Source organism: Actinophytocola algeriensis (assembly GCF_014203735.1).
GTDB lineage: Bacteria > Actinomycetota > Actinomycetes > Mycobacteriales > Pseudonocardiaceae > Actinophytocola > Actinophytocola algeriensis.
On record NZ_JACHJQ010000009.1, the window covers coordinates 1 to 25,550 of the forward strand.

Annotated in this window: 24 protein-coding genes; 12 read left to right on the plus strand and 12 right to left on the minus strand. The window is 70.6% G+C overall.

What is annotated here, in order from left to right:
* Window positions 1-335: 335 nt before the first annotated feature.
* Entirely contained in the window at window positions 336-1,277 is a 942-nt protein-coding gene (locus FHR82_RS47755; protein ID WP_184815113.1) for an ArsR/SmtB family transcription factor, read from the minus strand.
* Window positions 1,278-1,373: 96 nt separating this feature from the next.
* On the opposite strand from FHR82_RS47755, the gene FHR82_RS35975 reads away from it, so the two are divergent.
* Window positions 1,374-1,832, plus strand: coding sequence for a DUF4440 domain-containing protein (locus FHR82_RS35975; protein WP_184815114.1), 459 nt, complete (start codon window positions 1,374-1,376; stop codon window positions 1,830-1,832).
* Between the two features lie 51 nt (window positions 1,833-1,883).
* Here the strand turns inward: FHR82_RS35975 and FHR82_RS35980 are convergent, their stop codons facing one another.
* On the minus strand, window positions 1,884-2,204 hold the full coding sequence (locus FHR82_RS35980; protein WP_184815115.1) for a YciI family protein: 321 nt from the start codon (window positions 2,202-2,204) through the stop codon (window positions 1,884-1,886).
* A 141-nt stretch (window positions 2,205-2,345) separates the two neighbouring features.
* Here FHR82_RS35980 and FHR82_RS35985 point away from each other — a divergent pair, with 141 nt between their 5' ends.
* From FHR82_RS35985 to FHR82_RS36000, 4 genes are all read left to right on the plus strand, one after another.
* Window positions 2,346-2,933, plus strand: coding sequence for an ArsR/SmtB family transcription factor (locus FHR82_RS35985; RefSeq protein WP_184815116.1), 588 nt, complete (start codon window positions 2,346-2,348; stop codon window positions 2,931-2,933).
* Window positions 2,933-3,658 (plus strand): SRPBCC family protein, encoded by a 726-nt coding sequence (locus FHR82_RS35990; protein WP_184815117.1) that lies wholly within the window; start codon window positions 2,933-2,935, stop codon window positions 3,656-3,658. Before FHR82_RS35985 ends, FHR82_RS35990 begins: the two co-directional genes overlap by 1 nt.
* Window positions 3,655-4,446 (plus strand): alpha/beta fold hydrolase, encoded by a 792-nt coding sequence (locus FHR82_RS35995; protein WP_184815118.1) that lies wholly within the window; start codon window positions 3,655-3,657, stop codon window positions 4,444-4,446. The genes FHR82_RS35990 and FHR82_RS35995 overlap by 4 nt, the downstream gene beginning before the upstream one ends.
* A gap of 126 nt (window positions 4,447-4,572) precedes the next feature.
* Window positions 4,573-4,758 (plus strand): hypothetical protein, encoded by a 186-nt coding sequence (locus FHR82_RS36000; protein ID WP_184815119.1) that lies wholly within the window; start codon window positions 4,573-4,575, stop codon window positions 4,756-4,758.
* A gap of 121 nt (window positions 4,759-4,879) precedes the next feature.
* Here the strand turns inward: FHR82_RS36000 and FHR82_RS36005 are convergent, their stop codons facing one another.
* Window positions 4,880-7,621 carry an alpha-amylase family glycosyl hydrolase gene (locus tag FHR82_RS36005; protein WP_184815120.1) on the minus strand — a complete coding sequence of 914 codons (2,742 nt, stop codon included), beginning with the start codon at window positions 7,619-7,621 and terminating at the stop codon, window positions 4,880-4,882.
* Window positions 7,622-7,924: 303 nt separating this feature from the next.
* On the opposite strand from FHR82_RS36005, the gene FHR82_RS36010 reads away from it, so the two are divergent.
* From FHR82_RS36010 to FHR82_RS36020, 3 genes are all read left to right on the plus strand, one after another.
* Complete coding sequence (locus tag FHR82_RS36010) at window positions 7,925-8,905, plus strand: LLM class flavin-dependent oxidoreductase (protein WP_311771440.1); 981 nt, start codon at window positions 7,925-7,927, stop codon at window positions 8,903-8,905.
* A gap of 192 nt (window positions 8,906-9,097) precedes the next feature.
* Window positions 9,098-9,949 carry an aldo/keto reductase gene (locus FHR82_RS36015; RefSeq protein WP_184815122.1) on the plus strand — a complete coding sequence of 284 codons (852 nt, stop codon included), beginning with the start codon at window positions 9,098-9,100 and terminating at the stop codon, window positions 9,947-9,949.
* 408 nt (window positions 9,950-10,357) lie between these two features.
* A complete protein-coding gene (locus tag FHR82_RS36020) occupies window positions 10,358-10,777 on the plus strand; it encodes a winged helix-turn-helix transcriptional regulator (protein ID WP_184815123.1) in 420 nt (139 codons plus the stop codon).
* A gap of 53 nt (window positions 10,778-10,830) precedes the next feature.
* Here the strand turns inward: FHR82_RS36020 and FHR82_RS36025 are convergent, their stop codons facing one another.
* The 3 genes from FHR82_RS36025 to FHR82_RS36035 all read right to left on the minus strand — a co-directional run bounded on the left by FHR82_RS36025 (window position 10,831) and on the right by FHR82_RS36035 (window position 14,850).
* Window positions 10,831-13,539: an MFS transporter gene (locus tag FHR82_RS36025; protein WP_311771441.1), complete on the minus strand. Its 2,709-nt coding sequence runs from the start codon at window positions 13,537-13,539 to the stop codon at window positions 10,831-10,833.
* A gap of 594 nt (window positions 13,540-14,133) precedes the next feature.
* The gene (locus FHR82_RS36030; protein ID WP_184815125.1) at window positions 14,134-14,298 is read right to left on the minus strand and encodes a hypothetical protein; all 165 of its coding nucleotides are present in this window, start codon (window positions 14,296-14,298) and stop codon (window positions 14,134-14,136) included.
* 21 nt (window positions 14,299-14,319) lie between these two features.
* Window positions 14,320-14,850 carry a TetR/AcrR family transcriptional regulator gene (locus tag FHR82_RS36035; protein ID WP_184815126.1) on the minus strand — a complete coding sequence of 177 codons (531 nt, stop codon included), beginning with the start codon at window positions 14,848-14,850 and terminating at the stop codon, window positions 14,320-14,322.
* Window positions 14,851-14,921: 71 nt separating this feature from the next.
* On the opposite strand from FHR82_RS36035, the gene FHR82_RS36040 reads away from it, so the two are divergent.
* Window positions 14,922-15,695, plus strand: coding sequence for an SDR family NAD(P)-dependent oxidoreductase (locus tag FHR82_RS36040; RefSeq protein WP_184815127.1), 774 nt, complete (start codon window positions 14,922-14,924; stop codon window positions 15,693-15,695).
* Here FHR82_RS36040 and FHR82_RS36045 read toward each other — a convergent pair.
* Window positions 15,680-16,633 carry a helix-turn-helix domain-containing protein gene (locus FHR82_RS36045; protein ID WP_184815128.1) on the minus strand — a complete coding sequence of 318 codons (954 nt, stop codon included), beginning with the start codon at window positions 16,631-16,633 and terminating at the stop codon, window positions 15,680-15,682. The two genes, FHR82_RS36040 and FHR82_RS36045, sit on opposite strands and share 16 nt — an antisense overlap.
* 71 nt (window positions 16,634-16,704) lie before the next feature.
* Between FHR82_RS36045 and FHR82_RS36050 the strand changes: the two genes are divergently transcribed.
* The 3 genes from FHR82_RS36050 to FHR82_RS36060 are packed head-to-tail and all read left to right on the plus strand — an operon-like array spanning window position 16,705 to window position 19,302.
* Window positions 16,705-17,646, plus strand: coding sequence for a saccharopine dehydrogenase family protein (locus tag FHR82_RS36050; protein WP_311771442.1), 942 nt, complete (start codon window positions 16,705-16,707; stop codon window positions 17,644-17,646).
* Between the two features lie 5 nt (window positions 17,647-17,651).
* Window positions 17,652-18,566 carry an SDR family oxidoreductase gene (locus tag FHR82_RS36055; protein WP_184815129.1) on the plus strand — a complete coding sequence of 305 codons (915 nt, stop codon included), beginning with the start codon at window positions 17,652-17,654 and terminating at the stop codon, window positions 18,564-18,566.
* A 16-nt stretch (window positions 18,567-18,582) separates the two neighbouring features.
* Window positions 18,583-19,302, plus strand: coding sequence for a GTP pyrophosphokinase (locus FHR82_RS36060; protein ID WP_184815130.1), 720 nt, complete (start codon window positions 18,583-18,585; stop codon window positions 19,300-19,302).
* A 254-nt stretch (window positions 19,303-19,556) separates the two neighbouring features.
* Here the strand turns inward: FHR82_RS36060 and FHR82_RS36065 are convergent, their stop codons facing one another.
* From FHR82_RS36065 to FHR82_RS36085, 5 genes are all read right to left on the minus strand, one after another.
* Window positions 19,557-20,564 (minus strand): helix-turn-helix transcriptional regulator, encoded by a 1,008-nt coding sequence (locus tag FHR82_RS36065; protein ID WP_184815131.1) that lies wholly within the window; start codon window positions 20,562-20,564, stop codon window positions 19,557-19,559.
* Window positions 20,565-20,669: 105 nt separating this feature from the next.
* Window positions 20,670-23,735, minus strand: coding sequence for a non-ribosomal peptide synthetase (locus FHR82_RS36070; RefSeq protein ID WP_184815132.1), 3,066 nt, complete (start codon window positions 23,733-23,735; stop codon window positions 20,670-20,672).
* 264 nt (window positions 23,736-23,999) lie between these two features.
* Window positions 24,000-24,200: an MbtH family protein gene (locus FHR82_RS36075; RefSeq protein ID WP_184815133.1), complete on the minus strand. Its 201-nt coding sequence runs from the start codon at window positions 24,198-24,200 to the stop codon at window positions 24,000-24,002.
* A gap of 192 nt (window positions 24,201-24,392) precedes the next feature.
* The gene (locus tag FHR82_RS36080) at window positions 24,393-24,818 is read right to left on the minus strand and encodes an ATP-binding protein (RefSeq protein WP_184815134.1); all 426 of its coding nucleotides are present in this window, start codon (window positions 24,816-24,818) and stop codon (window positions 24,393-24,395) included.
* Between the two features lie 72 nt (window positions 24,819-24,890).
* Complete coding sequence (locus FHR82_RS36085; RefSeq protein WP_221464742.1) at window positions 24,891-25,274, minus strand: STAS domain-containing protein; 384 nt, start codon at window positions 25,272-25,274, stop codon at window positions 24,891-24,893.
* Window positions 25,275-25,550 lie beyond the last annotated feature (276 nt).

Genomic DNA, 25,550 nt, shown 5'->3' on the forward strand with positions numbered 1-25,550 from the left:
AGCGCGAAAAGTGCTCACCCACCGGCCGGCTACCACCAGGAGTGTGCCGGATAACCCACTCCCACCACTGATTAGGCGCGTTCAGGACATCGCCGACGCTGTGAAAGGCGCGTTGAGGACGGTGAGCGCCCTGAAAGCGCCTTTCACAGCGTGGCCAACGCCGTGAAAGCGCCTTTCACGGCACCACGGGACGTCGTGAGGGTGCGCAGGACGCCGGGGGCGCAAGCCCCACACCCGAGGCAAAGCCCGCCGGAGGCAAACCCGTCCGGCGACGACGCCCGTCCGGCGAGGACAAACCACGAACCCACCCCCGGCCAACGCAAGTGGACGCGGCACTAGCCGCGAGCTAGTGCGTGGCCCGCGTCGGTGCGCTGGTAGAGGACGAACAGGCCGTCGCGGTGGGTGACGACCAGGCCGGTGCGTTGCAGGACCTTCAGGTGGTAGGAGACCGTCGGTGGCGCGAGGTGGTGCCGGGCCGCGAGGGTGGCCGTCGAGCGCGGTACGTCCAGGTCGCGCAGCAGCGCGGCGCGGGTCGTGCCCACGAGCCGGTCCACCGCGTGCGGGGCGCCCGCGCGCCTGCCGACGCCGGCGGCGGGGTAGCCGAGGACCGCGTCGTCCGGGTCGCACAGCTGGATCGCGAGCTTCGGCCACGCCAGCACCGCGGGCACGCAGACGATCTCCACGCCGTGCAGTGTGAACTCCTCCTGCCACGCCGACTGGATGCTCAGCGTGCCGTCCGCCCAGGTCACCGCCTCGTGCAGGGAGCCGAGCAGCGCGCCGACACCCTGTGTGGCCATGGTGCGGGCGCGGTCGGCGAGGTCGGCGTCCATGGTGGCCTTCAGCGCCGTCCACCCGTCCCCGATCGCGGATCGCCAGAAGCGGCGGAGCCCCCGCGCGGCCCTCGGCGCGAACGTGCCGTCGTCGACCGCCGCGCGCACCTGCGGCGGCAGCGGCCTGCCGGTGCTCGCCAGCTGGTCGGCGACCATGTCCTCGGGGGTGGCGGCGATGCGGTCGAGCTGGTCGTCCAGGTCCTTGCCCGGTTTCGGGGTCAGCAGGTCCGGCGTGTACGCCCGCGTGCCAGGCGGTGGCAGTACCGACGCAACGAGCCGCGCGTCCTCGTCGGCGAGCGCGGCGCGGGCGGCGGCGCCCGGATCGCCGAACACCGGGTGCCGTCCCCGGCCCGCGGTCAACGTCAGCCACGCCGTCGCCTCGGCGGCCGGGGACATCGCGAGCCGCACCTTCGCGAGGGTGTCCGCGTCGAGATTCGCCCTGATCACAGGTGGAGGGTACGTCGGTGGAGCACTGATTAGACCCTCCTCGAATCGCTGCTGTGCGGGCCCGGTGCGCGGTGGACTACGCCCATGTCACTTCGTATGAGAATCATCGCCACCGGGCTCGCGCTCGTCGCCGCCGCGGGTGGCGCCACCGCCGCGGCCGCCGCCCCCTCCGCCACCGCCTCGGGCACCGGCTGTGCGCGCCAGTTCGACGCCGCCGTCGACACCTACGTCCGCACCACCGACGACCGCGATGCGCGCGGCTTCAACGCGCTGCTGCACCGCGACGTGACGGGCGTCCTGCCCGGCGGCGCCGTGTTCAGCGGCAAGCGGGAGATGGCCTCGTTCATCGACGGGTTCTTCGCCCGCACCGACTGGACGCAGACCTTCGCGGAGAAGCGCAGGTCAGCGGACTGCGACACCGGGTTCGTGCTGTTCGAGTCCGTCTACGCCGAACCGGCGGCCGGGTTCTCGCAGTCGCTGATGATCGGGATCACGTGGACCCGCGAGCACGGCCGCTGGCTCGTGCTCGCGGACCAGAACACCGAGGTCCTCTAGCCCGTCCAATTCGCCGCACCGGCGAAGGAGCCCCGCGCGGACCGGCAACGATCAGAGGACCTGCCGCACCTCGATGAAGCCGATCCTCGCCCACGGGTGCGTCGCCGCGATCTCGCGTGCCTCCTCCTGCGACGCCGCCTCGATCATCGCGAAGCCGCCCATCTGCTCCTTCGTCTCGGCGAACGGGCCGTCGGTCATCAGCACCTCGTCGCCGCGGACCCGCAGTGTGCTCGCGGTCCGCGGCGGGTGCAGGCCCACGGTCGTGACCAGCTTGTCCCGGGCGGCCAGCCCGTCCTGCCACTCGGCGCAGCCGGGCAGGTCGTCCGGGGCGGGGGTCGTGTCGTCGGCGCACATCAGGAGCAGGAACCTCATGTCCGCGATTCTGCCCGTCCGCGCGCGTTCCTTCGAGGCATCCACGTCGCGTCCGCCCCGGTCCTGGCCTGAGTGATCGCCGCTCCAACCGACAGGTCAAGTTGTCTTGACAAACAATATTGTCGGTGCGATGGTTCTCGCATGTTCGATGTCACGGTTATCGAGGACCCGGCCGCCGCCGAGGTGTCGCTCGACCCCATCCGGGTCCGGCTGCTCGCGGCGCTGGCCGAGCCGGGGTCGGCGACCACACTCGCCGGCCGGGTGGGGCTGCCCCGCCAGAAGGTCAACTACCACCTGCGCGCGCTCGAGAAGCACGGGCTCGTCGAGCTGGTCGAGGAGCGCCGCAAGGGCAACGTGACCGAACGCGTGCTGCGGGCCACCGCCGCCTCGTACGTGATCTCACCCGTCGCGCTCGCGGCCGTCGCGCCCGACCCCGACCGGTCGTCCGACCGGCTGTCGGCGCGCTGGCTGCTCGCGCTCGCGGCACGGCTGGTCAAGGACGTCGGCTCGCTGATCACCGGCGCCGACAAGGCCAGGAAGCGGGTCGCGACGTTCGCCGTCGAGGGCGAGATCCGGTTCGGGTCGGCACAGGACCGGGCCGCGTTCGCCGAGGAGCTGGCCGCCGCGGTCACCGGCCTCATCGGCAAGTACCACGACGAGTCGGCCGAGGGCGGGCGCAAGCACCGCCTGGTCGTCGCCGTCCACCCGAGTGCGGAAGGAGACTCGTGATGGGACACGAGTTCAGCAGGACCGACGAACTGCGCGTGGACGCGACGCCCGACCAGGTGTGGGCCGCGATCGCGACCGGTCCCGGCATCGACTCCTGGTTCATGGGCCGCAACGAGGTCGATCCCGGCCAGGTGGTGCGGCAGGCGTTCGCCGGCTACGAGCCGTCCCACACGGTCACCGCGTGGGAACCCGGGAAGTGGCTCGCGTACGGCGGCGACCGCGCGCCGGACGGCCGGTTCGTGGCGTTCGAGTTCCTCATCGAGGGCCGCGACCACGGCAGCACCGTCCTGCGCATCGCCAACAGCGGCTTCCTGCCCGGCGACGACTGGGCCGACGAGTTCGAGGCGATGGCCAAGGGCAACGCGCTCTTCGTGAGCACCCTCGCCACGTACCTCAACCACTTCGCGGGCCGGTTCGCGACGCCGATCACCGCGGTCGGCCCGATGGTCACCGACTGGCCGCGCACCCGCGCGAAGCTCGTCGAGGCGATCGGCCTGGACGGTGACCGCGTCCGGTTCACGCCCGACGGTCTCCCGCCGGTCGACGGCGTCGTCTACTTCGAGAACGAGGACATCATCGGAGTCCGCGCCGACGACGCGATCTACCGGTTCATGCGTGGTTTCCGCGGCCCGGTGCTGGCCTGCCACCACATTTTCTCCGACATCTCCCGGGAAGCCACCGAGCAGGCCTGGGTGGCCTGGCTGAAATCAAAGGACCTGACATGACCACGACGATTTCCGCGGACGGCACGAGAATCGCGTACGAGGTCACCGGCGACGGTCCGCCGCTGGTGATCGTGGACGGCGCCATGTGCTACCGCGACTCCGGCCCGTCCCGCCCGCTCGCGGCCGAACTGGCGGCCGACTTCACCGTGTACACCTACGACCGCCGTGGCCGCGGCGAGACCCCGGACGCGGAGTTCACGCGGGAACGGGAGATCGAGGACCTCTCCTCGATCGTCAAGGAGGCGGGTGGCTCGGCGTACGTGTTCGGCGCGTCGTCGGGTGCGATGCTGGCGCTCGAGGCCGTGAACGCCGGTGTGGGCGCCACGAAGCTCGCGATGTACGAGCCCCCGCTGATCGTCGACGGCACCCACGCGCCCGCGCCGGAGTCGGCCTTGCCGGAAATGCGGAGAATGGTGGCGGAGAACCGTCGCGGCGACGCGGTGAAGGCATTCATGAAATCGGTCGACGTGCCCGGCTTCGGCATTGTGATGATGCGGCTCATGCCGGTGTGGAAGAAGCTGAAGGGCATCGCGCACACGCTGCCGAACGACCTGGTGCTCGTCGAGGGCCTGCGGCAGGGCCGCCCGCTGCCCACCGACCGCTGGACGACCGCGACGATGCCCATGCTGGTGGCGGACGGCGGCAAGAGCCCCGAGTACATGCGCAACAGCGCGGCGGCGCTCGCCGGCGTGCTGCCGGACGCGCGGCACGAGACCGTGCCGGGGCAGACCCACCTGGTGAAGGCGAAGGCCCTCGCACCGGTCCTGAGGGCGTTCTTCCTCGGGTAAGGGGTGCCCTTACCCCCTCTTACCCGCTGGTCCGCCGCGAGTGGTGGGTGATCGTCCGATGCCGGGGTGCCCGCCTCAGGACGAGTCTTCTCCTTGTCAGCACGAAGACCGGACGAGGAGATCGAGATGAACTGGGCACCTGAGGCGCTGCGGGCAGAGATGGACTACCGGGTCGAGCGAGCCCTTGGCGACCCGAAGACCACCCTGGCTCACCGGCGCGCGGCACAGCACGCACACCGGAGCTGGTTGCAGCGGTACCGCGCCAACCACGCAGCACACCACGACGAGACGGGGTCTTCCCGAGCCGCCTGACCCGGCTCGGACCGCGCCACCGCCACGCGCTCCGGCGACGGCACGGTCCACGAGTCCCTCGTCCGAGAAACACAAGGGCCCGCGACCATTTCCGGTCGCGGGCCCTTGCTCATGCGCTCGGTCAGGCAGGCGGCTGTGTCGCGTAGACCACCGGATCGCCCTGCTTGATCCACACCTCCGGGGTGTCGATCGGGCGGAAGGAGCGGTCGCCGCCGGGTTCGCGGGTGTCCGGGACGGCGTCGCCGCCCGGCAGGTGCATGATGAAGTTCACCGGTTTGGTGTCGTCCACCAGCGGGATCTCGTACACGGCCCAGCCGTTCTCGACCCTGGTCACCGGCCACGGCTTGTCCCACGCGATCTGCGCGAGCACCGCCGGGTCGACCGCGTCGCCCCACAGGTGCAGGCCCCACTGGCCGTAATCACCGGCCGGGCGCAGGTACCGCAGCGTCGTCGTCTCCAGCGGCGGGCCCGCGTACCGCACGTTCCGCACCTCCGACCGCGCCCCGCCCAGCGTCGCCCGGTACGCCACCGGCGTGCCCGGTGCCAGGTTCAGCGCGCCGAGGTCGTCGAACACCGTGTACGCGGGCGAGGTGCTGTCGCTGCCGATCGCGGTCCACGGGCCGCCGTCGACGCTCCGCTCGAACGACACGACGTGTGTCGCCTTCTCCGGGTCCGCCGACGCCCGCACCTCGACCGTGCCGCGCACGCCGCCACCCTCGGCCGGTGCCTCGATCGTCAGCTTCGGGTCGGGCACGCGGCCGCGGACCGTACCGCTCGACCGCGTGTGCTTGCCGTTGTCCAGCACCACCGCGCGGTACTCGACCGGCGTGCCGGGGGCGAGCGCGGTCGTGTCGTGGAAGACCCGGTACGGCGCGTTGTCGTCGGTGCCGATCGGCTGCCAGCGGCCACCGGCCACCCGCGCCTCGAACGACACCTCGTACAGCGACGACCCCCGCACGTCGGCGGCGATCCGCACCCGGCCCTGCGCGTCGGCGGCAGGCGCCGCCAGCGAGATCGCGGGCGCGTGGTGCGAGCGCGGGATCCGGCCGTCGAGCGCGTAGACCACAGTGGACAGCGCGGGCACGGTGACCGTCAGCTTGCCGTCCCTACCGGACTTCACGCGGGACGCGCCGGTGCCGTACACCTTGCTGTAGTTCGACTTCGTCGTGTACGTCGGGATCGCCGCGGTGACCGGCGCCTCGCTGTTGTTGAGCGCCACCACGTACTCGCGCTGCCGCGACCGGTCGATCCGCGAGAACGCGTACACCCCGGCCGAGGCCGACGACAGCCTGCTCTGGTGCACGCCGTCCCGCAGCGCCGGGTGCCGTTCGGTCACCGACGCGAGGCCCGCGATCGTGCGGTACAGCGGGTGCCGGGTGTCGTAGTTGTCGGCCGCGTGGGTGGCGTCGGTGCCGAGCAGGTCGTCGTCGAGGTACTCGGGGACCTGCGAGGCGAACAGCGTCTGCCGCGCGTCCTGGTCGCCGCCGGGGCCGGTGAAGCCCTGCTCGTCGCCGTAGTAGATCACCGGGTTGCCGCGCGAGAAGTACATGAGCTCGTGGCCGAGCCGGTCCCGCGCCAGCCACTCGTCGTCGCCGGCACCCGGGTTGTCGGCGACGACGAACCCGCCGAAGCGGCCCATGTCGTGGTTGCCGAGGAAGGTCGGCAGCTCGTAGACGTTGGAGTCGGCGTCGGTGTACCAGTCGTCGTCGGCGAAGAACGTGGCGAGGTTGTCGGTGGGGGCGCTGCTCGCCGCGAACTCGCGCGCCGCGTCCTGGAACGGGAAGTCCAGCACGGACTGCATCGTGCCGGTCGTGGTGAAGTGCGACGTGTAGCTCTTCGTGGTGTCGAAGACCTCGCCGAACATGAAGAACTCGCGCTTGCCGTGTTCGTGGGCAAACTTCAGCACGCGCGGCCCGAACTGCTGCCAGAACGCGTCGTCGACGTGCTTCATCGTGTCGATGCGGAAGCCGTCGATCCCGAAGTCCTTGATCCACTTCTGGTAGATCTCGACCATGCCGTCGACGACGCGCGGGTTCTCGGTGAACAGGTCGTCGAGGCCGAAGAAGTCGCCGTACTGGGAGTCCTCGCCGACGAACGTGGTGTCACCGCGGTTGTGGTAGAGCGTGACGTCGTTCAGCCAGTCCGGGACCTTGAGGTGCTGCTCGGCGGGGTCCAGCACGGGCGTGTACGGGAAGGACGTCGCCGGGTCGAGCGCGGGGAAGTCCGTGCCGCCCGCGTAGTCGCGGTCGTCGAAGACGGTGCCGTCGGCGGTCGTGTAGGGCGAGACGTCCTTGGACGTGTACGCCTTGCGGGCGCCCTCTTCGTAGCCGATGACGTCGGCGGTGTGGTTGGTGATGATGTCGAAGTAGACCTTCATGCCGCGGTCGTGCGCGTCGTCGATCAGGGCGGCGAGGTCGTCGTTGGTGCCGAGGTGCGGGTCGATCTGGGTGAAGTCGGTGATCCAGTACCCGTGGTAGCCGGCCGACGGGCCGTCCTCCAGCTGGACCGCCTTGTTCTTGAAGCTGGGGGTCAGCCAGATCGAGGTGGTGCCGAGGTCCTGGATGTAGTCGAGCTTGCCGCGCAGGCCCGCGAGGTCGCCGCCGTTGTAGAAGCCCTTCCTGGTGGGGTCGAACCCGGAGACCAGCGGGTCGGCACCCAGCCCGCCGCGGTCGTTCGCGGTGGAGCCGTTCGCGAACCGGTCGGCCATCACGAAGTAGAAGTTCTCGTCGGTGACCGGCCCGCGCAGTGAGTGACGCGCCTGCGGCCCACCGTCCCGGTACTCACGACTCGCGACGGCCGGTGTCGCCAACCCGGCCATCAGCAACGGAACCAGAAGCGCCACCGCGGCGCGACGGACAGACATAAGTGGGCCCTCCATCGGGATTTTCTCGGCGGGGAACGATAACCGCGCCGGGGCCCTCCCAGCGAGCGCCAACCAGACCAATTCCAGTGCCGGGCGAGGCCCCTGTGGACAACCACCCGGAACTGTCGGTGCCCACTGGTAGCGTCGAATCCGGGGGCCCCTGGGCGTGCGAATGGGACTTTCGTACGGACTCGATGGCCGGGAACCTTGCACCGCGTCTGCCATGCGGGTCGGGCGCGGCGAGCGGGAAGAAACCAGCGTGCGCGCGGGTTGTCGTCTGCTGTGACTCCGGTACCGCTTTCCGTGCTCGAACTCGCTCCCGCCGCCCGCGACGCCACCGCGACCGAGGCGCTGCGCAACACCGCTGAGCTGGCAAAACGGGTCGAACAGCTCGGCTATCGGCGGATCTGGGTCGCCGAGCACCACAACATGCCGTCGATCGCCAGCTCGTCGCCCGCGGTGCTGATCGCGCACCTCGCGGCGGTGACGTCGACCATCCGCGTCGGGTCCGGCGGTGTGATGTTGCCCAACCACGCGCCGCTCGTGGTCGCCGAGCAGTTCGGGACGCTCGAGGCACTGCACCCGGGGCGCGTCGACCTGGGCATCGGCCGCGCGCCGGGCACCGACCAGCGGACCGCGCTGGCACTGCGCCGCACGATGGCGGGGCTGTCGGCGGAGGGGTTCCCGCAGGAGCTTGCCGATCTCATCGGCTACTTCCAGGGCGACAACGACCTGATCGAGGCGGTGCCGGGCCACGGCAACGAGCCCACGATCTGGCTGCTCGGGTCCAGCGGTTTCTCGGCCCAGCTGGCGGGGATGCTGGGGCTGCCGTTCTCGTTCGCGCACCACTTCAGCTCGGCCAACACGGTGCCTGCGCTCGAGCTGTACCGCGAGCACTTCCGCCCGTCGCGGTGGCTGTCGGAGCCGTACGCGAAGGTCGCGGTGAACGTGATCTGCGCCGACACGGACGACAAGGCCCGCTGGCTGGCCGGCCCGTCGGCGCTGGCCTTCCTGAAGCTGCGGACCGGCAAGCCGGAGGCGCTGGTGCCGCCGGAGGAGGCGGCGGAGTACCCGTACAACGAGCTGGAGCAGGCGTTCGTCGAGGACCGCTGGCGCGACCAGGCGGTCGGCTCACCGGAGACGGTGGAGCGGCAGCTGCAGAACCTGCTGACCCGTACCGGCGCGAACGAACTGATGCTGACGACGATGGTCTACGACCTCGAAGCCCGCACCCACTCGTTCGAACTGGTGGCGGAGAAGGTAGCCCCGACCCTGACCCGCTGAGCCACCCCCGGAAATCGCTCGCGCGCGTTACCCAGCCCCCACCCTGTCCCGGGGGCGTCCCGCCTTGCCAGCTTACCGGGTGGTACCGACGGATACCCCGTTGTCGATCTTGCCTGTGGACAACTCGGTCGGCTGTGGACAACTCGGGGTTCGCGGCAGGCGGGTGTCATGGCCCCGGCCTACTGTGGCGGCATGACTGACGCGGTGGCTTCTGGCACCTTCCAGCTCGGCGGCGATCTGCCGGTGGTGCGGCTCGGGTACGGCTCCATGCAGCTCACGGGATACGGCGTGTGGGGCGAGCCGGACGACCCCGCGCAGGCGGTGCGCGTGCTGCGGCGAGCCGTGGAGCTGGGGGTCAACTTCATCGACACGGCCGACTCGTACGGGCCGTTCGTGGCGGAGCTGCTGATCCGCGAGGCGCTGCACCCTTACGACGGGGTGTTCGTCGCGACGAAGGCCGGGTTCACGCGGCAGGGGCCGCACCAGTGGACGGCGGTCGGGCGGCCGGAATATCTGCGGCAGCAGGTGGAGCTGTCGTTGCGGCACCTCGGCGTGGAGCGCATCGACCTGCTGCAGCTGCACCGGATCGACCCGACGGTGCCGGTCGCGGACCAGGTCGGGGAGCTGGCCGAGCTGCGGTCGGAGGGCAAGATCCGGCACATCGGGCTGTCGGAGGTGTCGGTCGCCGACATCGAGGAGGCGTCGCGGACGGCGCGGATCGTGTCGGTGCAGAACCTGTACAACGTCGCCAACCGGCGCGCGGAGGACGTGCTGGAGTTCTGTGCGGCGGGGGACATCGGGTTCATCCCGTGGTTCCCGCTGGCGACCGGTGAACTGGCGGGGGAGCGCGGGCCGTTGGCCTCGATGGCCCGGGAGCACTCGGCTTCGCCTTCACAGCTGGCGCTGGCCTGGTTGCTGCGGCGGTCGCCGGTGATGTTGCCGATCCCGGGGACGTCGAGCGTCGAGCACCTGGAGGAGAACATCGCGGCCGCCGGGATCGAGCTGACCGACGACGAGTTCGAGGCGGTCTCCAAGGCCGCGTGAGGTCGTCGGCCTGGCCACCGGGGGCCGCGCCCGTCGATCCCGGGCGGCCCGGCCCACTCCCATCGAGGCGTTGGGGGCCGCCTGAGGGGCGGCTCAGGCGGCCGGAGCAGGCCGACGGTGGCGCCGACAAACGTGGATGAGGATGGTCATCCACGGCTCGGATTGTCTTGGCGCCACCGTCGTCCCGGCTCCCCGACCCGCAACCGAAGTTGGCGCGGTCCCCCATTTCGTACACGGAAGGCCTCGGCACACTGCAAGGTGCGTAGCACCCTGACATGTGGGTGCGCCGCCGCGACCTGCGGAGACGAAGAAGTGCCTTCACTCGTTCGGCGTAGTGCATCCAGGGGAACACGGAGCGTTCCCATCGGGCACACTGGGATCCGAACACCATGTCTGGAGGGGGCAGGGATGCACGAGGAGAACCTGCCGTACCGGCACGGCATCCACGAGGCGATGGGCGTGCTGTCCGGGCAGTGGGTGACCGCGGTCCTCGCGTCGCTGACCGCCCGGCCGATGACCTACTCAAAGTTGCTCGAACACATCAACCACTCCGAAGAGCGACACGGATGGGTTACCCATGAGCGCCCACTACGACAGAAGGTGCTCACCGACACGTTGCACCGCATGCAACGCGACGGCCTCGTGGTCAAGATCAGCCGCCCGAGCCGCTTCGGCTCGACGTGGTACCAGCTGACCCCGATGGGACGGTCGTTGTTGCGGTCGTTGCTGCCACTCGCGAAGTGGGCGGAGGACCACCGGGGCGATCTGTCACAGGCGCGGGCGGCGTACTTGGCGGCACAGCAAGCCGCGGTGAAGTCGGACAAGTAGGCGCGCCAGGGCCGCCGAGCCCAGCGCGCCCCGACCGGACCGTTCGCCCGGCCTCAGTGCCCGTTGAGGTCACCGATCGCCGCCACGATGCTCTGCACCTGGTTCCGGCCGGAGTCCTTCGCGACGAACAACGCGTCGTCCGCCGCGAGCAGCACATCCTGCAGCTCAGGCCCGAACTCCGGGTACAACGCGATCCCGATGGACACGGACAGCCCGTCGATCACCGCGCCGCCCTCGGTCGGGACCCGCAGCTCACGCACCCGCTCGCACATCCGCTCGGCGATCGCCCGCAGCGCCTCGGACGTGACCTCCGGGCACAGGACCACGAACTCCTCGCCGCCCCACCGCCCCACCACGTCGTACCGACGCGCTGACGCGGCCAGCACATCGGCGACCGCCTGCAACACCTGGTCGCCGACCAGATGCCCGTGGGCGTCGTTGACCGCCTTGAAGTGGTCCAGGTCCACCATCAGCACCCCGACCTGCGACTCGTCCCGCGCGGCGCGCTGGATCTCGGCGGTCGCGAGGTTCGTCCACGATGTCGCGTTGGCCAGCCCCGTCTTCTGGTCGGTGGAAGCGGCCTCCTCCAGCTGCCGCATCAGCACGCTGCGGTGCAGCACCAGCAACGCGGGCACGATCATCACCGCCCACAGCGGGTTGAAGCTGATCAGCAGACCGGTGATCGCACCGAGGCCGAGGGTGCCGTACTCGAGCGCGTTCTCCTTGCCGGTGCCGAGCGCGCGACGAATGTCGAGGCGCTTCTCGTGCAGCGTGATCGCGCAGGCGACGAGACCCGAGTTCACGCACGAGTAGGCGACCACGGCCACCGCGACCGCGACCACCACCAGCGGCTGGTCCCACGCGCCGAGGCTTTCCGGCGCGAACAGGTGCCGGATGGTCCACGCGGTGTGCGCGGACAACACGACCGTCGACGCCGTGAACACCAGCCGGTACGGGCGGACGCCGCGGACGCGGTACCAGCTGCGCCAGAACAGGTGGATGTAGAGCAAGCAGATCACGACCGGTGTGAGCACGGGCGGCAGCACGAGCGCGGCGGAGAACGTCCACACCGACGTCAGGTTCACGTGCGGGGTGTCGTTGAAGCGCCGCCGTACCCGCTCGACATGCCGGGACAGCTCACCCATCGTCACACCGAGGAAGACGATGATGCCGAGCGTGACCATCGCGTTCCGGTCGACGACGGAGTGGCCGGCGAGGAAAGCCGTGACCCCGATCGCCGCGGCTTCCACGAACAGGATGAGCGCCAGCACTCTCGCCGGCTCGTCCCACAGCGCCCAGCGCCACGGTGCCCTGGACCGCTCACCAGTCGAAAGGGATGCTGGTTGGGCCGATCGGGCGAAAACCACCTGATCAGCGGCGCCATTGCCGTGCTCGGCGGCAGTCCCCGCGGGAGGAGGTGCGAACGATGACGAACAAGGACTGGTGATCTCCGTGCTCTGACCTATGGCCTGGTCAGAGGCCTTGACGTCGGATTCGTCATCCCCATCCGCGGGAGGAGGTGCCTTCGATGATGAACAAGGACTGGTGAGCTCCCCGTGCTTCTCGGCGTCGTCGGGTTCGCGCCCACCCGTCCGTTCGGGTGACAGCTCTCTGCGGGAGCGGGCGCGAAGCCACGACACGCCACTGAGTCCGGTCAACGCCACTCCGGCTACACCTCCGGTCGCGACCGCGAGGACGGGATCGGTCGCGTCGGCCAGGACACCGGCGGCGAGCACCGCGACGCCCTGTGACGACAACACCCCCGCGCCCGCGAGTCCGGCGGCAGCGCCCCGACGGTGGTCGGGGACGCCGACGACGAACGCCGCCTGCGCGAGGATCAGATAGGCGGTGGCGCACGCTCCGGAGATCGCCCAGAGCAGCACCACCACGACCAGCGGTGGCTGGAAGAAGCACAACACGAGTGGCACGCCGGAAGCGACGGCGAGCCAGGACGTCATCTCGGCCCGCCGATCCTGCGGCAGCCTCGGCACGAGCCATGCGCCGACGATGCTGCCCGCGGGATCGGCGGCCATCAGCAACCCGACGCCGATGGCGGCGGCGCCGAGCGTGTCGGCGTACGGCGCGGCGAGACCTTCGGGGATGGTGAAGATCCCGACCGTCCAGGACAGTGCGACCAGCGCGCGGAGCCTGCGGTCCGCCCAGAGCATCCGGACGGTGCCGGTGTCCCGCGGGTGGGACTGGGGTGCGGACGGCACGGGCCGGTGCCGGACGCGGGTGGCGACCACGACCGCCGCGACCACGAACGTGACGGCGTTGAGCCCGAGCGCGACGTGCGGGTCGAGCACGACGAGCAACGCGCCGCCGCCGAGGAACCCGGCGACCTGCGCGAACTGGTTGCTGACGGTCCGCAGTGAGAGGCCGGTGACGTACCGGTCGCCTTCGAGGATCGTGGGGAGGAGCGCTTGCTGCGCGGCCTTGAACGGCGCGCCGCCGAGGGTGAGCAGGAAGACCAGCGGCAGCAGTACGGGCAGCGGCAGGCCGGGCAGGGCCATGCCGCCGGCGATGACGGCCCGTGCGAGGTCGGAGCCGATCATCAGCTCGCGGCGCGGGAACCGGTCGGCCAGCGGGGACAGCAGAACCCCGCCGAGGAGGGCGGGGAGAAAGGTCAGCGCGTAGGTGAGAGCGGTCCAGCCCGCCGAGTTCGTATGTCGGTACACGAGCACGGCGAGGCCGACGCGCGCGAGCTGGTCACCCGCGACCGACAGCAGCTCCGCGGCCCACAGCGCGCGAAACTCACGCACCGCGAGAACATCGCGAAACCCCGCCTGACGCCCCATCCCGCCGTCCTCGCTCCGCTGCCGACGGGCCGTCCGGCCGAACTCGCACGACCCGTCGTCACGACCCTAGGTCCAACCCAGACCGAGAACGCGGTCACGCCCGTTGTCCACCCAAATGGCCCATCGGGGTAACTGATAGTGATCTCGCTGGGGAGCCTCCGTTTCGTCTCCACGCTACCGGTACCCACCGACAGGCCCGTTTCACCTGCGGTTCAGGGGTCCGGTCAACCCCGTGCGCCGGGAGGACGGTGGGCTGGGGACAACCGGCTCGCGACGGCCCGGACCTGTCGGTGGACGCCGGTAGCGTGGAAACCGGGGGCCCCTGGGCGTACGAATGGGACTCTCGTACGGGTTCGCGCCGGCCGGCACTTCGGGTTCGGCGGCGCTCGGTCGTAGGCTGGAAATCGGGGGACCCCTGGGCGTGTGAATGGGACTCTCGTACGGAGTCGCGTTCTTCGGCGCTTCCCGGCCGGCCGCGGTCGCCGTAGGCTGGAAACCGGGGGACCCCCGGTCGTACCAATGGGACTTTCGCTCGGGGTCGCTCGGATGTCGCCCGGCTCAGCGCCCGCGCAGGTCCGCTCCAGCACCGGCTCCGTGTCCGGACCAGGCGCCGGCGTGTCGAACCCGCACCCGCAGCTCCCCGTCGAGAACGTCCCGCTCCGCCAAGCCGTCGGCCAGCAAGCAGTCCGCGACCGCCTCGAGCGACGAGTCCCGCAGCGCCACGTTCGGAATCTGACGCGGTCGTTACGACCTCGCCAATCCGCGCAGCGTCAGCGAGACGTGCCGCTCGACCAGTGAAGGTCCCGCCAGCTGCGCCACCCGTATCAACCCCAGCAGCTGGTAGGCGATGTCCGGCGCCGTCACGTCGTCGGCCAGAGTGCCGTCGTCGCGGTCCAGTGCCTCCTGGCCCAGCCCTGTCAGGTGCGCGACGCACCGTGCCACGTCGGATTCGGATGGTGCCCCGGCCGCCAGCAGGTCCGTCATCGCCTTGTTGTCCGCCAGTTCGGTCAACATCGTCGTGACGAACTCCCCGAGCGCGGTCAGCGCCGGACCCTCCGGCAGCGCCGCGAGCCCGGCCAGGTCCGTGCCCGTCACCGCGTGGATCAGGTCCTCCCGCGTCGGGAAATGGCGGTACAGCGTGCCGACCCCGACACCCGCCGCCGCCGCGATCGCGCGCATGTCCACGCCCATGCCGTCCTCGCGCAGCACCTCGGTCGCGGCGGCCAGGATCCGGGCGCGGTTCGCTACCGCGTCCCGTCGTTGCCTGCGCTCCACGCAGCCAGCATAGCGGAACCAGCGTTCCGGTTACTATGGTCAAACGGAACCTACGTTCCGGAAAGGGCACCATGAGGACGATCGTGATCACCGGTGGCACCGACGGCATGGGCGCCGCACTCACACGCCACTTCATCGAGGCGGGCGACCGCGTCGTCGTCATCGGCCGCAGTCAGGCCAAGTTCGACGCGCTCACCGACGGGTCGGCCGAGTTCGTCGGAGCCGACCTCTCCTTGGTGGCTGACAGCCGTCAGGTGGTGGACCACCTGACCGCGCGCCGCGAACGGATCGACGCCCTCGTGCTCGCCGCCTCCTTCATCCGGCAGCGGCGGCACACCACCACCGAAGGCCGCGAAGCGTCCTGGGTGCTGTTCTTCGTCTCCAAGTACCTGCTCACCACCGGGCTCGCAGGCCTCCTCCGCGCCGCGGACCGGCCGGTGATCGTCAACACGGCCGTGCCCGGCGCCCGCGCCGACGCGATCGACTTCGCGGACCTCGAGCTGACCCGCGGCTTCACCTTCCGCCGCGCCAACGCCCAGCAACGACGGGCCAACGAACTCCTCGGCATCACCGCAACGCGCGACATCCCCGGCCTCTCGTACGTGACCTGGGGTCCCGGCCGCCTCGTCCGCACCAGCTTCGCCGGTGAACCGGGCCTCGCGATGAAAACCGCCGCCGCGGTCCTCGGGCCCTTGCTCGGACAACGTGCCGATGACGCCGTCCGCCCGGTCGTCGAGCTCATCGACAACCCCGTGCCCGGCCGGTCCGCACGCCGCGGCGCCAAGGAGGTCCCGCTCGTGGTGGGCCCCGACGACGAGCGGGACGCGGCTCAACTGTCCACATGAGACGCGCGACGGAACGTGCGCCGGTAGGTGTCCGGGGCGACGCCCACGGTGCGGTGGAAGTGGCGGCGCAGCGTCGCGGCCGTGCCCATGCCCGTGCGGGTCGCGACCACGTCGATGTTGAGGTCGGTCGTCTCCAGCAGCTCCTGCGCGCGGTGCAGGCGCTGGTTGTGCAGCCACCGCAACGGGGTCGTGCCCGTGGTGGCGACGAAGTGCCGCGCCAGGTTCCGCGAGCTCATGCTCGCCATGGCCGCCAGCTGCTCGACCGTCAACGGCTCGTGCAGCTGCTCGATCGCCCACCGCATGACCGGCTCGAGCGGGTTCCCCGTGACCGGCGACGGGGTGCTGATGAACTGCGCTTGACCACCGGACCGGTGCGGCGGCACCACCAACCGCCGCGCGAGCGTGTTCGCGGCCGCGGCACCGTGGTCCTTGCGCACGACGTGCAGGGACAGGTCCATGCACGCCGCCTTGCCCGCCGATGTGAGGATCGGCTCGTCGTCGACGTACAGCACGTCCGCGTCGACCTCGACCCGCGGGTAGCGGCGCGCCAGGTCCGCCGCGTGCGCCCAGTGCGTCGTGACCCGCCTGCCGTCGAGCAGGCCCGCCGCCGCCAGCACGAACGCGCCCGTGCACAGCGACATGATCCGCGCGCCACGCGCGTGCGCGGCCCGCAGCGCGGTGACCACATCGGACGGTGGGTCGGCGTCGACGTCGTGGCACGACGGGACGATCACCGTGTCCGCGCGGGCCACCGGGCCGAGGTCGGCGCACGTCGGCACGCGCGCCAGCTCACCGAGCCACGCCGCCCTCGGGCCGCAGACCGTGAAGTCGTACCAGGGGTCCGCGATGTCGTCGCGGACCACGCCGAACACCTCGACCGCGGTGGCGGCCTCGAACAGCATGGCGCCCTCGTACAGTGCCAGCACCACCGATCGCATGTCCGAAAGTATACGGACGTGGTCTGATCGGACACTCGTGTCGGCGGCGTGACCGCGTGACCATGGTCTTCGTGAACACCACCGTCGCCGTCGTGGGCGCCCACGGGCACACCGCGAAGTTCGTCCTCACCCACCTGCGTGCCCTCGGGCTCACCCCGGTCCCCTTCGGTCGCGGCACCGCGCTCGACTTCGACGGCGTCGCGGCGGTCGTCAACTGCGCTGGCCCGTTCGCGGACACCGCCGTGCACGTCGCCGAGGCCGCGGTCCGGGCAGGCGCCCACTACCTCGACATCTCCGCGGAACAGGCCGTGACCATGGCGCTGCTGGCCCGGTTCCGGGACGCCGGCGTCGTGGTCGCACCGTCGGTCGCGTTCTACGGCGGGCTCGGTGACCTGCTGGCGACCGCGGCCATGGGGGACTGGCCCGACGCCGACGAGATCCGGATCGGCATCGTGCTCGACAGCTGGCGGCCGACCGCGGGCACGCGCCGCACGATCACCAGCAACGCGGGGAAGCACGTCGTCTACACCGGCGGCGAGTTCGTGCCACCGCCGAGCGCGCCGAGCACGGTCGTGTGGGACTTCCCGGCACCGATCGGCGAGCAGAAGCTGGTCGAGCTGCCCACCGCCGACCAGGTGACCATCGCCCACCACCTCCGCACGCCGCGGATCACCGTCCACATGAACGCCGCGCCGCTCGCCGACCTCGCCGACCAGCAGACCCCGCCGCCGGTCCCGGCCGACGACCTCGGCCGGTCCGGGCAGACCTTCCTCGTCGAGGTCGAGGTGCGCAGGGGAGACGAGTGCCGCCGGGCGAGCGCGTCGGGCCAGGACATCTACGCGGTGACCGGTCCGATCGTGGCGACCGCGGTCACCCGCGTGCTCGGCGGCCGGTACGCCGGTGCGCGCACGGCCGGACAGCTCGGCGACCCGGCCGCCTTCCTGCGTGCACTCGCTCCGGAACACCTCGCCGTAAACCTTGACAGCGGATGTCAGGTTTATCCGGCATCGTGATCCACATGGACGAACTCAAGGGAAAGGTCGCGCTGGTCGCCGGTGCGTCCCGGGCCGCTGGCCGGGCAATCGCGGTGGAGCTGGGCAGGCGCGGCGCGACCGTGTACGCGACGGGCAGGACGACCCGTGCGCAACGGTCGGAGATGAACCGGCCGGAGACGATCGACGACACGGCCGAGCTGGTGACCGCGGCGGGCGGCGAGGGCATCGCCGTGCGGGTCGACCACCTCGAACCGGAGCAGGTGAAGGCGCTGGTCGAGCGGATCGACCGCGACCACGGACGGCTCGACGTGCTGGTCAACGACATCTGGGGCGGCGATGTCTACCTCAAGTTCGGGCAGAAGCTGTGGGAGCACGACCTGGCAGGTGGCCTGCGCATGCTGCGGCTGGGCGTCGACACGCACGCCATCACCAGCCATTTCGCGTTGCCGCTGTTGATCCGGCGGCCGGGCGGGCTGGTGCTGGAGATGACCGACGGCACCACCGAGTCCAACGCCACCTACCGCGCGGACGCCGGGTTCTTCTACGACCTCGTGAAGGTGTCGGTGCAGCGGATGGCGCTCGCACAGTCGGTGGAGCTGGCGCCGCACGGCTGCACGGCGGTGGCGCTGACACCGGGCTGGCTGCGGTCCGAGGCGATGCTGGAGGCCTTCGGTGTGAGCGAGGACAACTGGCGCGACGCCACCGCGCACCAGCCGCACTTCGTGATCTCCGAGTCACCCGCGTTCGTGGGGAGGGCGGCGGCCGCGCTCGCGACGGATCCCGACGTCGCGCGGTGGAACGGGCAGTCGGTGTCGTCGGGCGAGCTGGCGAAGGTCTACGACTTCACCGACGCGGACGGCAGCAGCCCGGACGCGTGGCGCTACATCGCGGAGGTGGAGAGCCAGGGCAAGCCCGCCGACGCGACCGGCTACCGCTGAGGCACTATGGATGTCGATGAGATCTTGGCAGCCCACCCTGGACATCGATGACTTCCGTGCACTGCGCGCGCAGTTCACGGATTTCATGCTGGGTTACAAGTTCGCGATCGACGAGATCACCACGAAGATCAACATCCTTCGTGAGGACTTCAACAACGCGCACGAGTACAACCCGATCGAGCACATCAACTCCCGGCTGAAGGCGCCGGAAAGCGTGCTGGAGAAGGTGCGGCGCAAGAACTACCAGATGAACCTGGCCAGCATCCGCGAGAACGTGCTCGACATCGCGGGCGTCCGGGTCATCTGCAGTTTCATCTCGGACATCGTCAAGATCCGCGACATGATCGCGGGCCAGGAGGACGTCACCGTCCTCGACGAGCGCGACTACATCGCCCACCGCAAGCCCAACGGCTACCGGAGCCTGCACCTGATCGTGTCGATCCCGGTGTTCCGCTCCGACCGCACGGACCGCATCCCGGTGGAGATCCAGATCCGCACCATCGCGATGGACTTCTGGGCGAGCCTGGAACACAAGATCTACTACAAGTACCGCGGTGAGGTCCCACCGAACCTGCAGAGCGAGCTCACGGAGGCGGCGGAAGCCGCGGCCGCGCTCGACGAGAAGATGGAGTCCCTGCACCGGCTGGTCGACCACGGCAAGACCCGGTCGGCCCCGGTGGCGGACGAGCTGGACCTCACCGCGCTGTACATGGGCTTCCTGGGCAACAACGGCTGACCGGCGGCCTCGTGAGGCGTGTGGTTTGCCGGTCCGTGTGGCCTCCGGCCCCCGGTTCAACGCTACGGCGTACCACCGACATTTCCGGACGCCCGGACGACGGTTGTCCACAGCCGGCCGCGGGCTCGGTTCGGCAGCGTTGAGGGGTGTGGACAACCTCCGCTCCGCGGCCCGGAACTGTCGGCGCCTTGCCGTAGCGTCGAACCCGGGGGCCGGAGGCCACGCCAGGTGAGCGGGCTCACTCCCACCCAGCGTCATGACGACCCCGGCGACCCGTCCCCCCGCTGCCGGTCCTCGACCGGCGCGTTGCGGGCCGCGATGGCCAACCCCAGCTCGGCCAGAGCGGTCCGCAACTCAACCGGGGCCACCACCTCGACGCCGACCCCCAGCGAGAGCAGTTGGGTGGTGGCCACCGGGAGACTCTCGACCTCCAGCTCCACCTCCCGCCACCCCTCCTCATCCGCGGGCCCGGCCGAAGCGATGGCCGCCGCGGCCGCGTCCTCGTCGGTCACGCTCCGCAGCGCGCGCAGCCCGTGCCGATTCAGCCGCAGCCGCACCGTCTCCCGCAGCAGCGACCGCTCGAACCGGGCCGACGACCGTGCCCACCACGTCGCCAACGAGAAGTCCGGCGGCCGGGTGAACTCGGACAACGAAGCAGCAGCCGCGATCCGGGCCACCCGGTAGGTCCGGATGTCCGGCCCGACCCGCGCCACCAGGTACCAGACACCCGCCTTCACGACCAGCCCCAGCGGGTCCACCTCACGGGTCACCACCGACTCGCCGCGCCGGTAGTCCATCCGCAGCCGCCGCGTCGACGCCACCGCGTCCGCGACGACCGTCAGCAGCGTGGCCGTCTCCGGCTGCTGGAACCAGCCCGGCGCGTCCAGGTGGAACCGGTCCGCGATCGCCGACGCGTACTCCCGCAACGGTGCGGGCAGCCCGGCGAGCACCTTCGCCCGCGCGACCGTCAGCGACTCGCCGAGACCCAGCTGCGCCAGCAGCTCCGGCACGCCGACCGCGAAGATCGCCGCCGCCTCGCGGCCGGTCAGCCCGTCGAGCCGGGTGCGCCAGCCCTCCATCAGCCGGATCCCGCCCGCCCGGCCCTGCTCTGTCCACAGTGGAACACCGGCGGCGAGCAGCGCCTCGACGTCCCGGTACACGGTGCGTTCCGACACCTCGAGCGCCGCCGCCAGCTCGGCGGCCGTCGACCGTCCGCGCTGCTGCAACAGGAACAGCAGCGTCACCAACCGTTCAGCCCGCACCCCCGGATTCTGCCACCGCCGTGATCGGGTACCGGGCCTGCGAGTCCCGCCGAGCCGGACAACCGGCGCCCGCCACGAGGATCGGACGGTCACTGCCCTCGTCGATCAGGTGGCGAGCAGCTTGCCGATCTCGGCGTCGGACAGGTCGTCGAGCCGGTCGAGCAGCGTGCGTGATCGGTCACCTGCCTGCGCCCGCGCGATCGACGCGCCGAGGCCGGCGATCGTCGGCGTACCGAACACGGAAGCGAGCGGCAGGTTCACCGAGAGCTGGGTCCGGACCCGGGCCAGCAGTTGAGTCGCGGTCAGCGAATGGCCGCCGAGAGCGAAGAAGTCGTCATGCACACTCAGATCCACGGCAGGCCCGAGGTGCAGGACGTCCCGCCAGAGCAGGGCGAGCCGCCGCTCGACGTCGTCGCGCGGCGCGACCACCCGCGTGCGGGTCGGCGCCCACACCGGATCCGGCAGCGCGGTCCGGTCGACCTTGCCCGTCGGCGTCCTCGGCACCGCGTCGAGCGTCATCACCAGGTTCGGCACCAGGTAGTCCGGCAGCCGCGCGGACAGCCAGGGCCGCAGCTCGTTCGGGTCCAGCCGGGGACCGGGCAGCACGTACGCGACGAGCCGCACGTCGGTCTCGCTGCCGCGCCACACGGTCACGACCGCGTCCCGCACCAGGTTGTGCTCGCGGAGCACCGACTCGATCTCGCCCAGCTCGATGCGGAACCCGCGGACCTTCACCTGGTGGTCGGCGCGGCCGAGGAACTCCAGCCGCCCGGACCGCATCCGCACGAGGTCGCCGGTGGCGTAGAGCCGCGCGCCGGGGGTGGTGCTGAACGGGTCCGGCAGGAACTTCGCCGCCGTGAGCCCCGGCCGGTTGAGGTAGCCACGCGCGACCCCGGCGCCCCCGATGTACAGCTCACCCAGCACACCGTCAGGCACCGGCCGCAGCGCCGGGTCGAGCACGTGCAGGGTGGTGGCGCCCACCGGGTCGCCGAGCCGGACCGGCGCCGGGCTCGCCGGGACGGTCCCGGCGGTCGAGTACACCGTGGTCTCGGTCGGGCCGTACCCGTCGACCAGCCGCGCGCCGCCGGACTGCAGCGCGTCGGCGAGTTCGCGGGTCATCGCCTCGCCGCCGCTGATCCGCAGCCGCACGGCTGCGGGCACCCCACCCGCGGTGACGAGCATCCGCCACGCGGACGGCGTCCCCTGCACGACTGTCGCGCCGGTGTCGATCAGCCGTTGCCGCAGGCGTAGCCCGTCGGACACCTCGCCCGCGGGGACCACGGTGACCCGCGCGCCCCGCAACAGCGGCACCAGCAGTTCGACGGTTGACACGTCGAACGATGGCGTGGTGATCGATGCGACGCGGTCGTCCGGCCGCAGGTCGAGCAGCTCGTCCATGGCGGACAGCAGGTTCTGGACGCCGCCGTGGGTGACGGTGACGCCCTTCGGCGTGCCCGTGGAGCCGGACGTGTACAGCAGGTAGGAGACGGTGCCCGGCGCGGCGGTCGGGCCGGGCGGGGTGGCCGGCTGTGCCGCGAGGTCGGCGGTGTCGAGGTTGATCACCGTGCGCTCGCCGGGCAGCGCCACCGCGGCCGCGTCGTGGGTGACCAGCACCGGGCAGCCCGCGTCGGTGACCATCGTGGCGAGCCGGTCGGCGGGCCAGGCCGGGTCGAGCGGCAGGTAGCCACCACCGGCCCGCCACACGGCGAGGATGGCGGTGACCACGGGGACGCCGCGTTCGAGGCACAACGCGACCGGCACGTCCGGGCCGACCCCGTTGGCACGCAACAGGTGCGCGAGCCGGTTCGCGTTCTCGTCGAGCTCCCGGTAGGTGAGCAGGCGGTGCGCGTCGGCGACGGCCGGGGCGTCCCCGAACCGGGCGAGGTCGAACGTGACGGTGCCCGCGGCCGGGGTGTCGACGACCGTGCGGGTGCCGTCGCGCAGCGGCAGCTCGGCGATCGGCCGGTCCGGGTCGGCGGTCACGGCCGCGCAGAGCACCGCGTACAGGTCGGCGAACCCTTCGACGGTCGACTGGTCGAACAGGTCGGTGTCGTAGTTCCACCTGGCCAGCCACCGGTCCGGGCCGGGCTCGACCGTGAGGCACAGGTCGAACTTCGACCCGCCGGTGGGCAGCAAGCGTGGCGCGATGGTCAGACCGTCCACAGTGATCGGCTCGGGCGCCGGCTCGACCGCGAACATCACCTGCGCGACCGGCGCGTGCGCGCGCGAGCGCTCGGCGGGGAGCAGGTCCACGAGCTCCTCGAACGGCATGTCCTGGTTGGCGAGCGCGCCATGGACGGCGTCGGAGGTGTGCTTGGCGAGCTCGGCGAACGTGGTGCCGGGCGGGATGCGTGCGGGCAGCGCGAGCGTGTTGGCGAGGAACCCGACCAGGTGCTCGGTCTCGGGGCGGGTGCGCCCGGCCACCGGGGTGGCGATGAGGAACTCCTCCTGCCCGGTCAGCCGGTGCAGCATCGCCTGGTAGACCGCGAGGAGCGTGCCGAACGAGGCGTCCGGCACCGGCTCGAGGTCGCGCACGAGGTCGGCGCCGTGGCCCGCCGCTGCCGACCGAGGGCGGTCGGTCGGCAGCGGCAGGACTGTGGGGATGCCTGCGAGCTCGGCCTGCCAGTACCGGGCCGCGTCGGCGAACGCGTTGGCGTCGGCCTGTTCCCGCTGCCAGACCGCGTAGTCCGGGTACTGGATGGCGGGTTCCGGCAGGTCTTCGCCCGCGTAGGCGCGGGCCAGCTCGTCGACCAGGATCGCGCAGGACCACTCGTCGACGACCGCGTGGTGCACGACGAGCACGAGCACGTGCTCGTCGGGGCCGGTGGCGGCGAGCCCGGCCCGCAACAGGGGCCCGGTGGCGAGGTCGAACCGATGCCGCACCAGAGTGTCCACTTCGGACTCGACGAGGTCGGTCAACCGCACGTCGGCCCGCGTGGTCACCACCTGGCTGGGCACCCCGTCGGTGGCGGTGAACGTGGTGCGCAGGGCTTCGTGCCGGTTGACCGCGGTGGTGAGCGCGTGTTCCAGCCGTCCTCGGTCGAGTGTCCCGGTGAGCGTGATCCGCCAGCCAACGTGGTACGCGGGGCTGCCCGGGATGAGCTGGTCCAGGAGCCACAGTCGCCGCTGGCCGGAGGAGGTGGGGAATACGAACGTGTCGTCGGTGTTCACGACTGACCTTCCTCAGCGCGGGCAGCCTGCTCCGGCTGTTTTCGGGTGCACGAGACCTCCAACGCACTCCTGGCGGAATGCGAAGTCGTCAAATCCGGGGGCAAATGCTGATCGTCATATGCCCATGGTGCGTTTCCGGCACGCGTTCGCCGGCACCCCGAAATATGTGCGAACCTGGTCAAGGGCACGTGAAGCCCGAACAGGTGACAAGAACCCCAGTTCCTGCGGGTTGTTCAGCGGGCGCCGGCCGTCACGGCCGCCCGGTTATGCGGACAGGTACTCCCGCACGCTGCGTGGCCGCATGTCCGTCCAGACCCGCTCGATGTGATCGAGGCAGACCGGCCGGTCGCCTTCGGTGCCCTCCACGTGCCATCCCGCGGGTAGCTCCTGGTCAGCAGCCCAGATGGAGTACTGCTCCTCGTCGTTGACCACCACCCGGTACCGGCGGCCGTCGACATCACTCATGTCCCACGCCTTTCCTGCCATGCCCTCTCGGAGCAAGACGCTACCGGCGTAGTGACAAGGGCGAATCGCCCGAACGGCCTCATCCGACCATCCGGGACGGACCATCGAGAGTAAATCGATTACGGACCGGAAGCAGTCGGATACGGGATGACAATTGCTTCCTTTGCGAATGGATTCGCAGATTTCGAATGGCTACTTCGGCAGTGGCCAGAACATCGTCACCGTGGTGCCTGCGGTGGTCGGGGTGATTGTGGACGTACTCGTGAGGCCCTGGATCAGCGGCAGTCCGCGGCCGCGCAACCCACCACTGGGTTGTGGCGGCCGCCACTTGCCGTAGTCGGTGACGGTGACGACGACACGGCCTTGCTCGGTGTCCACTTCGCCTCGGAGGTCGAGCAGGCCCTGCGTCTGATCGCGGTAGGCGTGCTCGACCGTGTTGGCCATGGCCTCGTAGCTGGCGAGCACGAGCGCCTCGGTGTCCGCGTCGGACAGTCCGACGCGGCCCGCCCAGACGGCGAGTGCGTGCCGCAACCCGGCCAGGCGCGCGGCCACCGCGGGCACCCGGAAGTGCAGTTCCCCTTCCGGGACGTCATCCGGGTCCAGTTGCCCCAGGTTCACGGCCGAAGCCTCCAACGTTCAGCCTTCCGATCCTCCTGCTCACAGGCGTGAGCCGACCGGAGTAAATCGCGTTCAGTCGGCAGTGAGCGCCTCATCGCGGGTGGGGAAGATCGAGATCTCGTCCGTCATTCCTGTCAGTTCCATCGGGCGGAACGTGGCGCTGCCGGTCGCGACGATCCGGAACCGGATGGTGCCCTTCGCCTGCTGGTGGCAGCCGATGAGCACAGCCATGCCGGCTGAAGCGAGGAAGTCGACCTGACTCAGGTCCACCACCAGCGTCTCCGGCCGCTGCTCCATGGCAGCGTTGATCGATTCGCCCAGTTGCGGGGCGGTGGCCAAGTCGATCTCCCCGGCCACGTTCAGCACCACTGCCTCGCCGTGGGGTTCCACCAGAACAGACAGTCCGGGTGCGGCGGGCGTGCTCGTGTCAGCTTCTCGGAACGGCTCTGAACTCACCGGACCATCATCCAATACTTCTCAAGGCCACGTGTGACCGCCGCTCCTACTGACACTTTGGGCTGGTCGCCCCGTACATCCACTCGGTCCTCCGCTCGGCTCACGGCTGATCGACGCCGGGGGTCCAACCGGCGTGTCTCGAGGGATAGCCGTCCACGCGAACTTCAAACATTTCGTGCCAAGGAAGTTGCAAATGCGCGTCGACCAGCGGTTTCGCGCAGTCTGTGCACTCGTACGGTACGAACGTATGGGAGGACACCGACCTCCGCACACGCC